We start from the raw sequence: 18,729 nt of genomic DNA, 5'->3' as shown, positions 1-18,729 counted from the left end.
TCATGTAAAAATAAGAAAAATATGAATCCCTGTTTCAAATAAAAGACTGTTCTAGAACTTACAAAACAGATTTTTTAATGCTGTATTGAGGCTTTACAGGATCAGACATATCCAAGACAATGTCATATTGTCCGTCTTCCGGTATCGGGAAATCATAAGCGTTAAGAGCAACGGTTTTTCCATCGTTGTTTAAGCCAAGATTGTATCCCCAATTATTATCTACTCTGAATTTTAGATTACCCTTTTTCAGATGAAAGTTTTTAAGAAAATAAAGATTCGGGTTTTTAGGATCTGTCTGCAATGGAGTATCTTTTCCGTCCCATCCGCCCGGAGTTGCATTTCCAATGATTCCCCATAAATAATTAGCAGTTTTCTTTATGCCTGTTTTTATATTTCCGTCACGGAATTTAACTGTAAGTGAATTTATCTGCCCTGTTTCATCTTTTTTGAAGTTGAATGTTATATTATCATCAAACTGGAATAATGTACTGCTGACAGGGAATAGTGAAATTGCTGGATACCCTTTTTCCCTGAAGATAACCTGCCCGTCTACAACAGTTATATAAAAATCTGTGGTTTCTGCAGAATAGATGCCTTCCAGTTTCTTTAATTCTTTGGGATTAATTTTGGCTGCTGTTGGGATGCTGTAAGGTTTGTTGTATAGTATGTTTTCAATCTTTGGTACAATGTTATCCGTATAAGCCAGTTCAGAATTAGATATTGCAATAATACAAATATCATCTTCCGGAATTCTGTAATACCTGCTTCGATAACCTGGTCCGCCGCCATCATGGCCAACTCTGCTCTTACCATCTTTGAGCAGGGTATCGGTACCCAATCCATAATGATTATTAAGATAAGGGATAAACATTTTTTCAATGGTTTCCTTTTTAAGAATAGCATTGGTTTTAAAAGACTCATTGAATTTGAAAAGATCTTCAACGGTAGAATACATGGCCCCGGCAGCAAATGGATGATCGGTTTTAAAACGTAAGGCTTCGCTGGACTTATTAGGGGATAAAAATTCATATCCAAAGGCTTTATTTTCATCAGTAACCCTATTAAATTGAAAGCCGGTATGCCTCATTTGCAGAGGCTTTAGGATATAGCTTTCAATAGCTTTTTCATACTCCATTCCTGAGGCTTTTTTTATAATGTATCCAAGTATATAATACCCGGAGTTGGAGTAATCCCATTGTTTACCTGGAGAAAAATTTAATGGTTTTGCAGAAATAAATTTAATGAATGTTTGCTCATCTACCGTATTTTCTGAGCCTGTTTCATTGGGAATTCCGGAGGTGTGAGACAGGAGATTGGCTATTGTAATGCTGTCACCTTTGGGAAAATCCGGGTAATATCTGGATAATTTGTCGTTGATAGATAATTTTCCTTCTTCTTCCAGTCTCAGAATAACTGTGGCCGTGAACATTTTTGTGGTGGAAAAAATCCGGTAAAGGCTGTTATTCGTATTTTTTTCTTTTTTAGGTGCATTTCTGTAGCCATAGCTTTTTTCAAAAATGATTTTCCCTTTTTCGGCCACAAGAACGGTACCACTGAATTTGTCTGCTTTGTCATAAGCCGCTAATAATTGTTCCAGCTGTTTAGTCTTCTGCGAAAAAACAGGGCTGGCTGCCAATACTGCGATAAGGCATGTTAGGATGAGTCTCATGTATTTTTTATGATAAGACAGTTGAGAACAAATCTTTATTACATCCTGCTTATAAAATAGGATCTATAATTTTTCAAAATACTTTCCTTTAAACTGATATTGGATCTTCTTAGCAGTGATCCTGGAATCTGCCTGTATTAAAGGAATACTGATGATTTTATTTTTTTTGTCATATTCTATTTCATGATCTCTTCCTTCATATTGTCTGTTGGCAGAGGCGGTAAGATCTACTTCATAGCTTAACTGATTTTTTATTCCGCTTTGGGTTTTAATGAGCTGGGCTTTATCATTCAGTTGGCCCTTATCTATAGAAAAAATGTTAATGGCATGATAGCTCATCCCGGAACTTAGGATCGCTTTACTTAGGGCAAGGTAATATTTTTTGTTTTCTGAAATAATATCATTGATCTGATAATAATAGCGCCCCGGATCTCCTTCGCCCTGGCTCTCCACAGCTTTAGAATGTATTTTTTTATCAGCAGTTTCGTACTGGTAGACATTTTTAAAAAAATGCATGGTTCCGCCTGTCTGGGTATCCCATGAATACACCCGGAATTTACCATCTTCGGAGGTTGCCGTAATAAGCCCGGTTTTCTCTAAAGATTTAAAATCATGGTGAAGGGTTTCAGGGTGAGTAGAAGTATACCTGACTAATAAATTTTCAAATTTTGTATTGGCAGATGCTAATGAATCATAAGCGTCTTTATGATCCCTGCCCTCGGAAGACCAATAATCAATTCTTTGGAAAGCACTATTCAGCTGTTTTTCAATAGCGGATATATTTTGGGCGGACAAAAGATGGGTAGTGAGTGCAAATAAAGTTACTGATATAATCTTTGCTTTCATAGTATGGCTTAGCTTATTTGTTATTTTCTGTGCCTTAAATGGCAATTGCAGGCTATGGGTGATAAATTAGCTGTACAACACCGGATTTGAATACGTTCGTTTTAACGAGCTTTAAATTTAACCTTTCTTTTAAATCTTCAAAAAGAGGTTTTCCGCTTCCTAGAGCAACCGGATGCACAGATATCCTGTACACATCAATCAGGTTATTCTGAATAAAAGTCTTGATAAGACCCGCCCCGCCATACAGCCAGATATCTTTTCCTCCCTGTTTTTTAATTTCCGAAACTTTTTCCACAAGATCAGAATGGATGAATGTTGCCTTCTCATCTTCCCGGTCTTGACTTGAAAATACAAATTTCTTCTTTGCATGAATGGCTTCCCAGAAATCCACTTCTTCCGGAGCGGCATTTTCATCAGGTTTATAATTTCCCCATGTATCATAGCTTACCCTTCCATAGAAAATGGTATCAATTCCGGATATGAAACCATCAAAATCCATATCATCATCCATGATGCACCAATCTATTTCTCCGTTGGGTCCTTCAATAAATCCATCTAAGGTTGTAGCCAGGTCTAATATGATTTTTTTCATGTTTAATAGTAAATTGAGGTTAATCTGTCTTTAAAAATACTGAAGAAAGTTAAGTATATTTTACTATGGAAAAAAGATATTTAAGAAAAATGATCTTTATTAAGGTTTTGTAATTCCTATCATTACTCCAAAGTCTCCATCGGTCTGAGCCCATTTTTTCTCAGGAAGATAAGCTCTGGAAACATACCCGTCAAGATATAAAGCGTTTTTACATCCCATTTCCTTAAACAGTTGAGCGAGGCTATAGAAATTAACCTCTTTTTTAGACATTATAAAAATAATTTCGCCATTTTCTAAAATACCGACACCGTTTCTGATATTCAGGTTTTTAGAGTCTTTTTGAAAGATAGGATTGATCTTGCCGTCCATTAATAGCATCGGTCCGGATTGAGTAGCGTATCGGATGGCTGCCGTTTGCCTGAATTTTTTCGTTTCGGCTATTCCCGGATGGTTGTTTTGGGTAATATAAAATACTCCATTGGGCTGTAGGTAGAAATTTCCGGAGCCCTGCAATGTATCCAGCGGTTTCAGTATCCTGGAGTTTTCTATATATAGTCCTTTTGGAGTATTATCAGCCTCAAACATTCCGCCATTCATGGCAAAAACTAATTTTTCATTTCGGGATTCTATATCTTTTTTCAGATTGCTGATACTCTTTAGAATTTCATCTTTACTGTTTTTCCAATATAATTTTAAATTCTGCTTTTTAGGATTCACCTGATAGATGACAAAGCTTTCATCATGCTGTATTTTTTCTTTACAGGAGATAAAAAGCATGAGTAGAAGAACTAGAAAGTAATTATGTTTTATCAGCATCAGGTAGTACTCTTAAAAGGTTTTTAATAATCTGTCATAATAAAGTCTAGATTTGAAACTACAAAAAGATAGTTATCAATATAGTCCTCATTAGGTGGGCATTCGTATTGTTTTTTTAACTCAATAATCTCTTTTTTTGACATTCTGCGGGTATTTTTTCTTGATAGATCCCATTCTTTATCCATACTCCAATTCCTATAATAGTTTTTTACTTCAGTCTTATATTCTTCGGTTTTTTTGAAATCTATAAATTGTCTGACTTTAAAACGGATAAAATCATCTTTATCAATTTCTTTTTCTTTCACTACATTATCTTGTTGAATGCTTATAAGGCGATATTTCTCATGTAGAGAAGAATAACCGAAACTGGCTGCCTCAAGCATTTTACCTGTTGGTATGACTAATATTCCGGAATAGTTAAGAACTACTTTTCTGTTGTCGAAGATTTTTTTGAACACAGAAATATATTCATGTTCTTTGGAGTTTACATTCATAATGCGAATATCCACTACGCTTAAAATATTACTTTCAATCTTAAAGGTTGCAATATACCCTCGATAATTAGATGTTGACCCTATAAAAACTACTTTTTCTTTTCCATTCTTTTTAGTTGTATTTTCAGAACCGTATATAGGATGGAGCTCAGGATGCTCTGTAAAATATTTCTCTAGCGGATTATTTAATAAATTGTATTCTTTATTGTTGATGATGATCTTATCAGGTTCCTGGCCTGTGGCTAGAATTCTTATAGCTAAAAAAGTAAAAAATAGAATGAATAATCTGTGCATTTGAAATTAAAAATAATAAAATGAAATAGAGTTTGTGAGCTGTAAAAGTAGATTAATTTGCTGCAAAATTAAAATTTTTGCCTATAGCCATATTGTACAGCTGCTTTCAGCCCTTCAATGTTAATGTCTTTCAGGGCTTTAAATTTAATACAATATCCGGTTATGCTGGCTTTTCCTATTTCTGCTCCATAGGTTCTGGATAAATAGGTTTTATCATTTATTCCCATGATATAAACAGATATTCCCGTGGTATTGGCGCTCATTCCGATCTGGTAGAACTCTCTGGTTTTCCCGTCTGCATATTGCATTGTTTGAAGGCCATACCCGATATTCGGATTGGAAACGGTTTTACCTTCATCGTTTTTACCATCAAGAAACCACAATTTAGCATCCGGCATAATCTCTAGTAAAAGGAGGTGAAGATCATACATATCTGTACGCTTTGGTTCAGGCAGGCTGCTAATGTATTCGGAGATTTGTTGTTGGATGGTCATAGTGAATAAGGATTAATACTGTAAATTGAAGTGAGTCTTTCAGAGATGCTTTTGTTTTATGAAAACGCTGCCTGTTATACAAAATAATACAACAAATTCCCTGCATTGAGTTTTGAATGGCGGGAAGTAAAAATTGCTGGTAGTTATTCCCCTATTTCAATAAGTTTATATGCAGAATCAATGAAGAAAGAGAAAATAACAATGAATCTGTATCTGAAGGCCATATTGTATTATTATGAATATGAATTAAATATACAGATTTAAAGAATGCAAATCTAATAAAATTAATAGTCTGCTAATATGAGTAAATTGGTTTCCATATTTGTATCCTTCGGAACTGCAATGGATACTCCGTACTTATTCCGGACAACTTTTAAGGTATCTGTATCGAGGTATGGATTTACTTTTTTAAAGCACTGTTCTTCAGAAGTGCCTTTGCCGCAAAGTATTCCGTAAAAGTCAATTTCAGTTTCAACTTCTAAAGGCAGATTATCAGAAAAAGATTCTCCTGCATAGATATCACAGGTTGCTTTAATTTTTACAATAATCTTATCTTCTGACGGTTGAAGCTCAATTTTTGCATTATATATTTCGGTATGCTCATAAACATACAACAGGGCGTGGGGTTCCTGTTCGTCTTCCGGATAATCTTTCCATTCAATTATTCTTCCGGCAATATCCTGCCATCTTTCTATTTCATTAGGATTGACCTTTAATAATATTTCTGAGTTGAAAAATAACGCGTCTTCCGGGAAAAACAGGTCTGAAGTATCATCACTTTCATGATCAGGAATCTTATCAGTGCCCGTGGCTTTAATCTGCAGTCCAAAAACCAATTGATGATCGGAGTTTACAAAAGCATCCAGATAAGCATATTGAATATCAAATAATTTGTCTTTGATTTTGAACATTAGGGTTAATAAATTTTAACGGTAAATAAATATAGGAAGTTTTATCTTATGATCTGTAGATGGTTATAAACCAATTGTGGTCTTTACTTTTAATTTTTCAAAATAGCTGTAACAGCATCAGAAATTTCAAATAATTTCCCGTTATAAATAGATCATTGGTAAGGAAGAGGAATGCTGTGAAAAACAGGAAGAGATGTCTGTAATATTGCATTGTTTAAGGCATATTTTAAATTAAAGGCTCTCCATTAAGATCCGTTGTAAGCACTTCGCTCATATAGTCAAAAAAAGGACGCATGGCCAGTAATGTTTTTACGGCTTCTTTTTGGAAAGTATCTGAGAAGACCTCTTCATCAGTAAATTTTCGCATCACTACAAATTGTTTTTTTCTGATTAACTCTATGGCTGGATGGTTTTTATCAAAACCCCGCGGAGCCGTTTTTACAGCATCCCCTTTAAGTTCCCCGAAATATTTTACAAAGGTCTTATCTGAAGTAATTTTGTCTATTTCCTTGGTGCTGGTCTCAAATTCTTTCCGGATGCGGAGCAGATCCTTGGCATCAGGCGCCCAAAAGCCGCCGCCTACAAAACTGTTGCCGGGTTCCAGATGAATATAATATCCACCTCTCAACATCGGTTTTACGCGGGAATATCCCACACCAAAATTGGTTTTATACGGCTTCTGATCTTTTGAGAAACGAACATCCCTGTAGATCCTGAAAATATGAATTCCTTTCAGTTTATCATATTCCTGTAGCTCAGTATAGATCTGGTAAAAAAAAACTTTGTTTTCTTTTACAATTGGTTCATATTCAGACTTGTGCTGGGCAAACCATTCGCGGGTATTGTTTTTTTCTAATTGTTTGAGGAATTCAAATGCTTTTTTCATAAGGATAGATGGTGGTTGGAAATTATAGGTCTGTGTACAAATTTATTATCTCATTACTTTAATCTTTTGCACAATTCCCTGCTCATTTTTATATGTGAAAATATAAGTTCCTTTTTCCACTTTTGTTAAATCTATATTTCTGTTATAATAGGCAAAACCTTTGCTAACCTGCCTGCCATCTATTGTAAAAACAGTGTATTCAAATTGATTGCTATTATTTTTATTACTGATAACAAAGCCGTCTCTATATACATTGGTATACACTCTTGCTTTAGTCTCATAGTCTTCTTCAGCAGTATTTGAAGAGAGTATACTTTCATTAATATCTGCCACTTGTATGCTTTTAATAGCTGAGCTGGTGAGTGAGGTTGTACTTCCGCCAATAATGTATAGTTTATCATTATATACTTCCGCTGCAGCGTGTCTTCTGGGGATCATATTGGATGATAACTGATGGAATTTATTGGTTGCAGTATCAAAATAGGCCAGAAAGGTTTGGTTATTATACCCTCCTGCAATAAAAATCTTATTGCCGGATACGGCTAATGAATGTCCGGATATCCCGGCCGGCATTGTATATTGATTGGTCCAGCGATTAGTGTTGAGGTCGTAAACATTGATCAGGCGGGATGAGGTACCATTGAAGCCCCCAATGACATAAAGCTTATCATTCACAATTTTGCCTTTTGTTTCTCTGGCTGTGGGCATATCGGGTAACGGATGCCATGTATCGGAAGCGATATCGTAATATTGAAATCTGTTAGAAAATTTAGTGGTGGCAGCGCCGTTCAGCCCGCTGCCGCCGAAGACATATATTTTGCCATTATGGATGGCCGAACCTGCATTTCCCGTATAGGAACGGTTAACAGCGCCCTTCGTTATTGTATTGGTGGCAAGGTCTACAATTTCAAGATGGCTGTTTCCCCAACCGTTAAAAATATAGATTTTATTATCGTAAGTTTCAGAATTCGCAAATTTTTTGGTTAGGAGATTAGAATTGACAATACTCCAGGTGTTATCAGCAATATTATATTTCTCAATATAATTGGCGTTACCTCCTTTTTCCAGATATCCATTGCTCACATAGATATTATCATTCACAATTACACTGGTTATGGCTCCTCTGCCTGCAGACATATTAGCGAGATTTTTAAAATGAAGTGTCTGTGTATAGGCTAAGAATGAACCCAATAATGAAAGGAATAATAATTTTGTTTTCAATGGTGTTACAATTTAGTATTTGGTTTTATTAATTTCTAATGATGAGCCGAGGTCTTTTCTTAGCAGGTGCTTCAAGAGAAAATTTTGGTTTAAAGATAAGGAAAAGTTGAAGAGAATTTCTAAAATGCTTTTAGTCATATTAAAGATATTTTTTACAATATTATTGTCTGCTTTGTTTGTATGTAAAAAAAGGTTGTCTTTTGGTAAGGTCCTGAAAATTATCTGTTAAGATTAGAAAATCTTTAGAAAAATTATAAAAATGGAACCATGATATTTGACATATCATACAAAGGGGAAAATTGATAAATATCAGCTGTAATTGTATGATGTTGCGGGTATTTCTTCGCTAACTTTGAGTATGAAAAAAGGATTTATGGTTCGTTTTTCATTGTAAATGATCACAATAATCTAAAACAAAAATGTTATGAAACAAAGAGTTCCAGTTTCCCAAATTATGACTAAAGAACTGATTACACTTAATCTTAAACAATCATTGTATGAGGCTGAAAATTTATTTAAAAAACATAAAATAAGGCATATTCCGGTTGTTGAAAATCAAAAGTTATTAGGAGTATTAAGTTATAGTGATTTGTTAAAGATCAGCTATGCAGATGTAGAAGAATCGGATGATGCTGAAGATGTTCCTGTATCAGCAGTGGTATATGATGTATTTACAATTTCGCAGGTGATGACAAAAGCTCCCCTCACTGTAAATCCTGAGACTACCATAAAAGAAGTAGCAGAGATTTTATCTGAACATAGTTTCCATTCTGTTCCTGTGGTAGAAAATGGTGATCTAAAAGGTATTGTGACTACTACAGATATTTTAAAGTATTTATTACAACAATATTAAGCCCGGTTTTAAGTTTACGTGAACTGCTTATACAGGGTTTGTTAGATTTCAAATATCATCATATTAGTTATAAGAAATCCGAAGTGGAGACTTCGGATTTCTTTTTTTATTGAAGGTATGAGGGCGATGCCTGTGCCATTGAGTAATTCAAATCAGGGTTTTCCTTCGTTGATATATTCTTTGTAATCTTCTTCTAATTTGTCAATTTCCCTGATTAAGAAGTCATAAATATTTCCTTCAAAAACTTCATAATCTTCCTCGTCATATTTGTCATATTCAATTTTGATCACTCCATTGTTGGTATAGGCCCGGTAGAGGTTGCCGCTGCGTTTAAAGAATAATTGTCCCAGTGGTTTTTCTTTATATTCAAGGGCTTCGGCATGTTTTTCTTCAAAACCCATCCATGAAGGCATTTCCTCATCCTGGGAAAGGCCATACACAAAGAAGCCGTATCCGAATTTCCAGCTTGGCAGAACATCAAATTCTTCCGGCCGTTTCCATATTTCTTCTTTAACTTCAAAAAGCAGGGAGCCAAATGTTGTCAAAAAATCCTTAATATCTTCACTGAATGTAAACCCTGTGCTTTCTTCATACTTTGTAATCTGTTCTTCGGTGGCAGGATTTGCCACGGAGCCCATTACGAAAAAATCATCATTTAATTTCCTTTTCCTGTCCCAGAATTCTTCTTTTGTTGTCATATTTTATGTTTGGTTTTACTACGTCGTTAGCTTCGATCAGAACATTATTGAAACAAAGATAAGAGAAAGTTTGGGGATAAAAATTAGAGTGTTGATGATTTTAAATAATGGCCGGCATTTTTTCAACAAGTATAAATGTTGGATGTTCCAAACATGTATTTTTATATTTTCCCTTTCCTTTCAATAATAAGATATGCTGCATCCAGCATTTTAAGCAGATGAATATATGGGTTTATAATGTTCCTTTCTGGTAGTTTGTCATAGATACCCATTGAGAAATAGACCATTCCGGACAAAAAATAATTAAATTCCTGTACGCTGTATTCTCTGAATGCTTTTTTAAAGACGAGCAAAGGATTTTGGTATTCTTTCTCAGACAATAAGCCAAAAATTGGTGGGGAGACTTCCTGTGCCTTAGTATTGAAATCCTGTTTCTTTTCCTTCAGTGCCATGAGATAGCCTGCCTGTACAAAAGTCTTCATACACTGGTGAAAGTGATAGATAACGGACGGATCTTCGTTGATCCGGCTATTTCTTTTTATGGCATGATTCATAATGTTGTTTAGCGTCTTTTTGGAGGTTTCCAGATCATTGAACTGGAAGAAGGTTTCTATCCGCTGTAAGCCGTTGCGCTTTTTTTTGCTTTTCCCAGACTGGGGTTGAATATCTGCTTTGGTTTTTGTCATGTTTTTGTGTTTTTTACTAGTTGTAAAGGAGGAAGCCCCGGCAATACCTGAACTTCCTGCCCATACGAACCAAGGGTAATATGATAGAATTTGTGTTTTTTTAATCTTTATACCTACAATAGATTTTACTCATTGTGGCGTTTCTATATCTCGTTGAGCTATCGTAAAATTATTCTAAGAGTAATCTTTTTCAAATATAAGAAATTTTCATTTTGTTACAAGTACTTATAACAAGATTTGTAAAAAAAATTACGCCCTTTGTATAAACTGCTAATAAATGGACGTTTTACAAGATGAAATACTAAAAAAATTTGGAGAACACGTTAAAGATTTAAGACTTAAATCTGGACTTACGCAAGATGATGTTGTTCTAAATAGTTCTAAAATTACTAAGGCTACAGTAAGTGATATAGAAAATGGAAAAAGAAATTTTGCATTTACTACATTAATTGATTTGGCTAGAGGCTTAAATGTATTGCCTAAAGATTTATTGGATTTTAAAATTGATTAAAAATCCTAGATTTGTCTTTAACTAAAATATAAAATAAGCTCCGAGGTCATCAGGCTTCGGAGCTTATTTTTAATGGATTGGTTTTATTTTATTTGCGCAAAGCCAAGAGGCTTTGCGTACCGAGGTATCTGAAATTGGCAGGCAGTAAGTATAGATGTTAGCTGTATATTAAACTATTGTTGAATTCTACTAATCTTATCTACTAGGTAATTTATAAAAGCACTACAGGAGACCAACATAAATTTAGCGTCTTCCTGTTGTAAGTCATTTTGTTCAAGTAATGCATGTCTTATTCCATCTGCTTCACTAGTATAACCATAAAGGTTTGAAAAAGCCTTTTTTAATGCAGAATGAATTTTTGTTTTATCTTCTAATTTTTTTAAAGCTTGCCCTAGAGTTGCTTTTTGATCATTAGTAATAATTGCACAATAAGCTTCAACTGCACTTATTGATTCTTTTATTGAATTTCTATAGTCTGGATTTTTTCTCTCTGAAAATAATTCTATAGCTCGTGTAATATGCAAATTAATAGTTTGTAAATTATCTGTATTTTGTAAAACTGCATTTACAGATAATAATTCTTCTTCGTTTGTTATTGGCGTTATCATATTATTTACAAAACGATAACCTGATAGCTCATCTTTTAATATTTTATTACAAAAGTTTATAAAACTAGTGTTATAACTATCATCATAATTATTAAAATTGTAATTACTTGGAAGAAACTCAATAAAATCATAAACTTCATACCAAGGACTATTAAAAAAGAAGTCTTTTATGTCTCTATGCAATTCTCTAAAATATTTAGGCATTTCATCAACTCTTCTCTTGAAATAATGTATCCATATTCTAGTTAAAAATGTTGATACAGTTTTATTATTAGAACTAATAAATGATTCTTGCACTATATCCCAATAATAAAAAGTAACTGCATTCCAAAGAGAGTTCTTTAATTCCTCATCAATTTCATCAATTTGAATAATTTTTTTAACTTTATTTTTTCCAATCCTTTCTGAGAATTTCATAATGTAGATTTAATTACTATTGTAAATTTTAAACTATATTTCCACTGGAAGAAAACAATCACTTTTTAGAATGGTTCATTTGAAGAAGGCTAAAAGTCTTCAAAACTTCCAAATTCGTCTCCAAAATCAAGCATAAAAGCCTTTTTAGCCAAACTCAACTCAATTTTTAAAATATTTTTAAATTCTTCTTTGAAGTCTTCTGATTTAAAACTATTATTATTGATATTTACATCTTTGTTTATAACACATTGTATATATGCTTTTATAAAGGGATTAGAAAAGTAATATTTATTTGAGTTTTCGTTAAACCTTAGAATTTCTGATCTTAAAGGCGAACAAAACTCATCAATATATTTCTTTAAATTATTTCCTATATATGAATGATCGATTGTTTGAAGTATATCTTTAATTTCTGATATGGAAAAATTTTCTTTATTTAATTGAATTATTGCATTTAATAAATCAAGAGGATTTTCATTTTTTCTTTTATGGATAATTTTTGTAGCATGTTCAAAAATGTTTTTAAAAGAATCAGAATTTTCTTCTAAAAATTCTTCCATTGCCTCATTAAATTTGTTTGAAAAAATATTTTTCTTGGTAGTTTGAGTTTCTCTTACATTATTTAATTCACACATAATTAAACATAAATTATGTGTAACTGAAGGTAGTCCACTGGAATAAGTACTTATTCTATTTTTTATTGCATCATCAAATTCAATATTTAAATATTTTTCTCCATTAGAGATGATTCTTTTTAAATTTTGAATATCCATCAATGGTACCTCTAATTCTGCAATTCTGTTACGCATTTCTGGGTCGTATTGAACAACTTCTCTTGCCGAATTAACCGCGCCTAAGGCAATTATCTTTAGTTTATTATATTCTGTGGAAGAATCCATAAAAACTTTCATAATTTGAGCCGTTTGCTTTTTATGACTTTCCTCAATTTTATGAAAATCTTCGATAATCCAACATAAATTTTTAGAACCTATATATTTAGCTAGATTTTGAGGAGTTATTGGGAGTTCCACAGCACGTTTGTGCGAGTGTTTTGTTTCTAATTTACTTTCGTCTTTTAGTCCAGCTTTAATAACCCAGAAAGATACATTTAAATCTAATCCACCACCATTAGATTTACTTTTACTTTTCTCTATAGGGTAATATATATCAAGCTGATTAAATGCGTCGATAATAATATCATTAATTGTCATCCCAGTAATACAATTAGTTTTTATGTACTTTATTTGGGATTCTTTAAGTTTGTTTGCTAATAATGTTGTTTTACCAACACCTGAATAACCATATAGAATTATTTGCTTACCCGGAGTTTTTAATGCTCTTTCAAGTCTTTTATTAATTTCACTTCTTTCAACAAATGTTACGTCGGCTGGTTGGCTTGGAGTGAAAATATCTTCTAATTGATAATGTTGTTTCATAAATCATGGTTATTTTTTTCAAATATAGAAAAAATCCAAAATAAAAACCGCTCCACAAAAATCAGAACGGTTAGTATATTAAATTTGTCTTAGCTTACGCTACTACATCATTCCCGGCATTGCACCACCCATTGGCAAGCTGGCTCAGCGCTCTCTTCACTTCAGTAATTACATATTCAGTAGTAAGAAGTATTTCAGATACAGAAGTTGCGTTTTCAAGTATATTTCAGCAGATCCTTGTCAAGGTTTTAAACCTTGACAAGGATGCCAATCCAGGTACCTTTGTCTTAAAATTTACAGATTAAAAAACCGCTCTACAAAAGCAGAGCGGTTAGTATATTAAATTGTCTCAGCGACACGCTGTTACATCATTCCTGGCATTCCACCACCCATTGGCATAGCTGGTTCAGCGCTCTTTACTTCAGTGATTACACATTCAGTTGTTAAAAGCATTCCAGATACAGAAGCTGCGTTTTTAGTTGGGGCAATATTTCTGCTTTCAAGCATGTTTATATATGCTTTATTTTGAATATTTATTGAAAACTTTCTGCTTAATCCATTGGATAGCAACATCAACGGGAGCTGTATCATTGCTAGAAGAAGTGTTGTGGCTCAATTTAGGAAAAAGAGTATATTCAAAAGGCTTACCTTGAGCTTTAAGCGTATTTAATTGTTCTATACATAACTTTACCGGAATCTGTATGTCTTTTTCACCAAAAAGCCAAAGCCCGGGAATTGAAAGGGTGTTTAAATAGATTTTGGGATCAGTCGCTGCAAATTGGTACCTGTCCGGATCATTTTTGGTATGTTCAATGGCATCTGTTTCTGTATGATTTTCCCAAAAATTATTGTTTCCATTAGTATAAAACTGAAAGCGAAGCTGCTCAAGAGTAGTAATGGTAGGACCGCTAAATAAAACCATAAATTCAATTTGTGGGTTTTTACTTGCAGCAATCGGGATTATCCATCCGGCCTGGCTGAATCCTACTAATCCGATTGGTGTTTTTTTATCTTTCAGATAGGTATGGAATATTTTTACGGCTGCATTTGCATCGTGAGCCAATAAATTAAGGTTAGTAGTGTCAATATTATTGGTACCAACAGACGGCCCTACATACACGCCTCCAGATTCTCCAACACCGCGTTTATCATATGTTAATACGGCAATTCCTTCTTTAGCAAGACGTTTTGCAAACTCCATTTCTCTTTTTACAGGATCAGACCCGTGAACAATTATAACGGCTGCCAATGGTTCTTTAGGTTCTAAAATTGAGCCTGCAAGGGTGACCCCCTGACTTTCAAATTTTATATCCTGAATGGTAAAATCGGTGGATTGTGAAAGTACCATTTCTGGCAAAGCTATTAATAGCAACCCAATAAATATGTTAGAGAAAAAACTGATTTTCATTTTAAATTATTTCATGTGTTATAGTTACTCATCAAATATAATAAAAAAACCGCCCTACAAAAAGTAGAACGGTTAGTATATTAAATTGTCTTAGCCTACGCTACTACATCATTCCTGGCATTCCACCACCCATTGGCATAGCTGGGACTTGCGGAGAAAAGAGGAATTTAGTTTAGTGGGTGGTTGTTTAAATGAAAAAGAGTATTGATAATTTTACTTTTCATCAAAGGCGACGGTATATTATAATTTGTATCTTTTTAATGAGCTTTCAAAAGTAGAAGATTTTATAAAGTTTTGTTTTTGTTTATTCACTTGAATGATTTCTAAAAAGCCTAATTCAACTAATGATTTTAGATCTGTTCTTGCTGTATAATTTGATACATTAAATCTTGATTGAATTTCTTTAGTGTTCAGAATTCTATCGGGATCATCGTGTAATATTTTTAAAATTTGTGCCATTCTATCATTTACTCCTGGTATTTTCATAAACTTTGCTGCTTGAAATACTTCTTTTTGTTTGCGATTGATGTAGTCTTTTAATGCAACAAATGCTTTTTCCATTGTTTTGATGTGATAGGAAATGAAATAAGTCAAATCATTTTCATCTATTTCAGTGTATAGATATGCTTTCTCGTATTGTGACTTTGTATCTTTGATAATTCTTGATATAGACAGATATTCTGTGAGCCAGTATCCTTTTTTAAGCATATACCAATAAAATACAGCTCTTGCAGTACGGCCATTTCCATCTGTAAAAGGATGTATCCATCCAATCATAAAATGAATAATACAGCCTTTAATTATGGGATGGATAAATTCTTCAGTATCAGTATTAAAGAATATGCACAAATCACTTATAAGCTTTTTAAGGTCTGACTGTAAAGGTGGGGTGTGGACAATTTCACTATTAGTATGATTTACTACATGTACATCGTCATTATCTCTAAATTTACCTTCATCTTCTGTGTCTTCTAATGTGTTATTTGTTATTAATTTATGTATATATAATAAATTTTCCACAGTCAGATCTTCACTTTTATGTTGAACAATATGTTTCATGGTAATGAAATTGTTCAAAATCATTTGCTCGGATTTATTTCTAGGCTTTTTCTCTTGCTGAATCATTTCTTTAGCCTTTTTCCTAGTAGTATTAGCTCCTTCCATTTGGCTACTGGAAATAGCTTCTTCCATTATAGAACTAATAATAAATTTCGTTTTATCAGTTTCTGCAATACCTATATTACTTCCCAATGTTCCACCAATATGCATATCAAACTGATGTAATGATTTTTGAATATAATCTGTTATTACATAATGAAAGTTATACAAATGAAATTTCACTTCTTTTCTTCTCAATAATCGAAACAGTTTTACCGCACTCCATAGTTCCAATGGTGTACAATCTTTTGCTTTATATTTTATTTTGTCCCAATATAAATACTCATCTTGTATTTTTTGTAGAGTTCCATTCATCTGAAACTTAACCATCAGTGGTATTGTTTGATTAGTTTCTTCTATTTGAGGTGCTTGTTCAATCATTTATTCAAGAAAATTACAGTATTTAAAGATAAGTAAAAACCGCGAGATTTAATTAAAATCTCGCGGTTTTTGTTAATCGTAGCTTTAAAATAGTGTCGCCTAACGGAAAAGGTATTGGCGAAAGACGAAGAATTTGAAGAACTAACAAAAAACCGTCCTACAAAAGTAGAACGGTTAGTATATTAAATTGTCTTAGCCTACGCTACTACATCATTCCTGGCATTCCACCACCCATTGGCATAGCTGGTTCAGCGCTCTTCACTTCAGTGATTACACATTCAGTTGTAAGAAGCATTCCAGATACAGAAGCTGCGTTTTCAAGGGCAACTCTTGTTACTTTAGTTGGGTCAATGATTCCTGCTTCAAGCATTTGAACATACTCGTCAGTTTTAGCGTTGTATCCGAAGTCTCCGTTTCCTTCCGCTACTTTAGCAACAATTACAGAACCTTCACCACCTGCGTTAGCAACGATTTGTCTTAATGGCTCCTCGATAGCTCTCTTAACGATTTTGATACCTGTAGTTTCGTCTGCGTTGTCTCCTGCAAGATCGTTTAATGAAGAGATTGCTCTTACTAAAGCAACACCACCACCTGCAACAATACCTTCTTCTACAGCAGCTCTGGTTGCGTGTAATGCATCATCAACTCTGTCTTTTTTCTCTTTCATTTCTACTTCAGAAGCAGCTCCTACGTAAAGTACAGCAACACCACCAGCTAACTTAGCTAATCTTTCCTGAAGTTTTTCTCTGTCATAATCAGAAGTTGTAGTTTCCATCTGAGCTTTGATCTGAGCTACTCTTCCTTTGATTTTCGCTTCATCACCACCACCGTTTACAACAGTTGTGTTGTCTTTGTCGATCGTTACTTTCTCAGCAGTTCCAAGCATATCTAAAGAGATGTTTTCCATAGTGAAACCTTGCTCCTCAGAAATTACTTGTCCACCTGTTAGGATCGCGATATCTTCTAACATTGCTTTTCTTCTGTCTCCGAATCCAGGAGCTTTTACAGCAGCAATTTTAAGAGAACCTCTTAGTTTGTTTACCACTAAAGTAGCTAAAGCTTCTCCTTCAACTTCTTCAGAGATAATTAATAAAGACTTACCACCTTGTGCAATTGGCTCAAGAACCGGAAGTAATTCTTTCATTGAAGAGATTTTCTTCTCTACTAAAAGGATATATGGGTTTTCTAGTTCAGCTAACATTTTCTCAGGGTTAGTCACGAAGTAAGGTGACTGGTAACCTCTGTCGAACTGCATACCTTCTACAACATCTACCGTTGTATCAGTACCTTTAGCTTCTTCTACAGTGATTACTCCTTCTTTACCTACTTTTCCGAACGCTTCAGCGATTAAAGAACCGATAGTATCATCGTTGTTAGCAGAAATAGAAGCAACCTGTTTAATTTTTTCTGAAGAATCTCCAACCTCCTGAGATTGAGATTTAAGGTTAGCAACAACAGCAGTTACTGCTTTGTCTATACCTCTTTTAAGATCCATTGGGTTAGCACCTGCAGCTACGTTCTTAAGACCTTCTCTTACGATAGCCTGTGCCAATACAGTAGCGGTAGTAGTACCGTCTCCTGCGATATCATTAGTTTTGGAAGCCACTTCTTTTACCATTTGAGCTCCCATGTTTTCTACTTTATCTTCAAGTTCGATTTCTTTTGCTACAGAAACCCCGTCCTTAGTTACGTGTGGAGCACCGAAAGATTTTTCGATTACCACATTTCTTCCTTTAGGACCTAAAGTTACTTTCACTGCATTTGCTAATGCATCAACACCTCTTTTTAAAGCATCTCTTGCTTCGATATCGAATTTTATTTCTTTTGCCATGTTTAGTTGTATTAAAGTACAATGTATAATGTACATTGTACGAGATTTACTTTTTAATGTTTGATTTTTTATCAGTCATAAATACATTGTACATTTTACATTGTACAACGTACAGATTTACCCGATGATTCCCAATAAGTCAGCTTCTCTTACAATTAAGTAATCTTTCCCTTCTAATTTCAATTCAGAACCTGAATATTTACCATAAAGAACTTTGTCACCTACCTGAACCGTTGTAGGTTCGTCTTTTTTACCAGGACCTACTGCCACTACAGTACCTTCTTGCGGCTTTTCCTTTGCAGTATCCGGGATGATAATACCTGAAGCTGTTTTAGTTTCTGCTGCGATTGGCTCTACCAGAACTCTGTCTGCCAATGGTTTAAAGTTTACTGACATAATATATTTATTTTTTAATTATTTCTGTATTGTAATTCTCTAAATGTATGCCATGAGACATTGATGGATGAAATGGCAGAATTTTTATTTCCGAATGTGAAAATTTGGCAGAAAAATAAAAAA

19 protein-coding genes and 1 pseudogene are annotated in these 18,729 nt (G+C 33.9%); 2 read left to right on the top strand and 18 right to left on the bottom strand.

The window, feature by feature from the left end; translation table 11 throughout:
* Positions 1-58: 58 nt before the first annotated feature.
* From EG339_RS02095 to EG339_RS02055, 9 genes are all read right to left on the bottom strand, one after another.
* Positions 59-1,669, bottom strand: coding sequence for a serine hydrolase (locus EG339_RS02095; protein WP_123868655.1), 1,611 nt, complete (start codon positions 1,667-1,669; stop codon positions 59-61).
* A 63-nt stretch (positions 1,670-1,732) separates the two neighbouring features.
* Positions 1,733-2,515 carry a hypothetical protein gene (locus tag EG339_RS02090; protein WP_123868654.1) on the bottom strand — a complete coding sequence of 261 codons (783 nt, stop codon included), beginning with the start codon at positions 2,513-2,515 and terminating at the stop codon, positions 1,733-1,735.
* A gap of 52 nt (positions 2,516-2,567) precedes the next feature.
* The gene (locus EG339_RS02085; RefSeq protein ID WP_123868653.1) at positions 2,568-3,107 is read right to left on the bottom strand and encodes a dihydrofolate reductase family protein; all 540 of its coding nucleotides are present in this window, start codon (positions 3,105-3,107) and stop codon (positions 2,568-2,570) included.
* Between the two features lie 99 nt (positions 3,108-3,206).
* Entirely contained in the window at positions 3,207-3,884 is a 678-nt protein-coding gene (locus EG339_RS02080; RefSeq protein WP_228459688.1) for a phosphodiester glycosidase family protein, read from the bottom strand.
* 62 nt (positions 3,885-3,946) lie between these two features.
* Entirely contained in the window at positions 3,947-4,711 is a 765-nt protein-coding gene (locus EG339_RS02075; protein ID WP_123868651.1) for a hypothetical protein, read from the bottom strand.
* 68 nt (positions 4,712-4,779) lie between these two features.
* Positions 4,780-5,205 (bottom strand): DUF1801 domain-containing protein, encoded by a 426-nt coding sequence (locus tag EG339_RS02070; RefSeq protein ID WP_123868650.1) that lies wholly within the window; start codon positions 5,203-5,205, stop codon positions 4,780-4,782.
* A 284-nt stretch (positions 5,206-5,489) separates the two neighbouring features.
* On the bottom strand, positions 5,490-6,116 hold the full coding sequence (locus tag EG339_RS02065) for a hypothetical protein (RefSeq protein ID WP_123868649.1): 627 nt from the start codon (positions 6,114-6,116) through the stop codon (positions 5,490-5,492).
* A gap of 226 nt (positions 6,117-6,342) precedes the next feature.
* Positions 6,343-7,002 (bottom strand): DUF2461 domain-containing protein, encoded by a 660-nt coding sequence (locus tag EG339_RS02060; RefSeq protein WP_123868648.1) that lies wholly within the window; start codon positions 7,000-7,002, stop codon positions 6,343-6,345.
* Between the two features lie 45 nt (positions 7,003-7,047).
* Positions 7,048-8,223, bottom strand: a complete 1,176-nt coding sequence (locus EG339_RS02055) for a T9SS C-terminal target domain-containing protein (protein WP_123868647.1) — start codon at positions 8,221-8,223, stop codon at positions 7,048-7,050.
* Between the two features lie 424 nt (positions 8,224-8,647).
* Between EG339_RS02055 and EG339_RS02050 the strand changes: the two genes are divergently transcribed.
* The gene (locus EG339_RS02050) at positions 8,648-9,076 is read left to right on the top strand and encodes a CBS domain-containing protein (RefSeq protein ID WP_123868646.1); all 429 of its coding nucleotides are present in this window, start codon (positions 8,648-8,650) and stop codon (positions 9,074-9,076) included.
* Positions 9,077-9,228: 152 nt separating this feature from the next.
* Here the strand turns inward: EG339_RS02050 and EG339_RS02045 are convergent, their stop codons facing one another.
* Both EG339_RS02045 and EG339_RS02040 read right to left on the bottom strand, forming a co-directional pair.
* Entirely contained in the window at positions 9,229-9,774 is a 546-nt protein-coding gene (locus EG339_RS02045; protein WP_123868645.1) for a hypothetical protein, read from the bottom strand.
* A 161-nt stretch (positions 9,775-9,935) separates the two neighbouring features.
* Positions 9,936-10,460, bottom strand: coding sequence for a hypothetical protein (locus EG339_RS02040; RefSeq protein WP_123868644.1), 525 nt, complete (start codon positions 10,458-10,460; stop codon positions 9,936-9,938).
* 277 nt (positions 10,461-10,737) lie between these two features.
* On the opposite strand from EG339_RS02040, the gene EG339_RS02035 reads away from it, so the two are divergent.
* Entirely contained in the window at positions 10,738-10,971 is a 234-nt protein-coding gene (locus tag EG339_RS02035) for a helix-turn-helix domain-containing protein (RefSeq protein ID WP_123868643.1), read from the top strand.
* Between the two features lie 173 nt (positions 10,972-11,144).
* Here EG339_RS02035 and EG339_RS02030 read toward each other — a convergent pair whose 3' ends face one another.
* The 7 genes and pseudogenes from EG339_RS02030 to EG339_RS02000 form a co-directional block, all read right to left on the bottom strand.
* The gene (locus EG339_RS02030) at positions 11,145-11,996 is read right to left on the bottom strand and encodes an AbiJ-NTD4 domain-containing protein (RefSeq protein WP_123868642.1); all 852 of its coding nucleotides are present in this window, start codon (positions 11,994-11,996) and stop codon (positions 11,145-11,147) included.
* Between the two features lie 89 nt (positions 11,997-12,085).
* Entirely contained in the window at positions 12,086-13,432 is a 1,347-nt protein-coding gene (locus EG339_RS02025; RefSeq protein ID WP_123868641.1) for a EutP/PduV family microcompartment system protein, read from the bottom strand.
* Positions 13,433-13,795: 363 nt separating this feature from the next.
* A pseudogene (groEL, locus tag EG339_RS02020) lies at positions 13,796-13,978 on the bottom strand (chaperonin GroEL); the annotation flags it as partial.
* Entirely contained in the window at positions 13,953-14,840 is an 888-nt protein-coding gene (locus EG339_RS02015) for an alpha/beta hydrolase family protein (protein ID WP_123868639.1), read from the bottom strand. The gene EG339_RS02015 and the pseudogene groEL, both read right to left, overlap by 26 nt.
* Positions 14,841-15,080: 240 nt before the next feature.
* Positions 15,081-16,379 (bottom strand): Fic family protein, encoded by a 1,299-nt coding sequence (locus EG339_RS02010; RefSeq protein WP_123868638.1) that lies wholly within the window; start codon positions 16,377-16,379, stop codon positions 15,081-15,083.
* 205 nt (positions 16,380-16,584) lie between these two features.
* The gene (gene groL, locus EG339_RS02005; RefSeq protein ID WP_123868637.1) at positions 16,585-18,210 is read right to left on the bottom strand and encodes a chaperonin GroEL; all 1,626 of its coding nucleotides are present in this window, start codon (positions 18,208-18,210) and stop codon (positions 16,585-16,587) included.
* Between the two features lie 117 nt (positions 18,211-18,327).
* Entirely contained in the window at positions 18,328-18,606 is a 279-nt protein-coding gene (locus EG339_RS02000; protein ID WP_002976538.1) for a co-chaperone GroES, read from the bottom strand.
* Positions 18,607-18,729 lie beyond the last annotated feature (123 nt).

This window comes from Chryseobacterium bernardetii, assembly GCF_003815975.1.
Lineage (GTDB): Bacteria > Bacteroidota > Bacteroidia > Flavobacteriales > Weeksellaceae > Chryseobacterium > Chryseobacterium bernardetii.
This window is presented reverse-complemented; position numbering and strand designations above follow the sequence as displayed.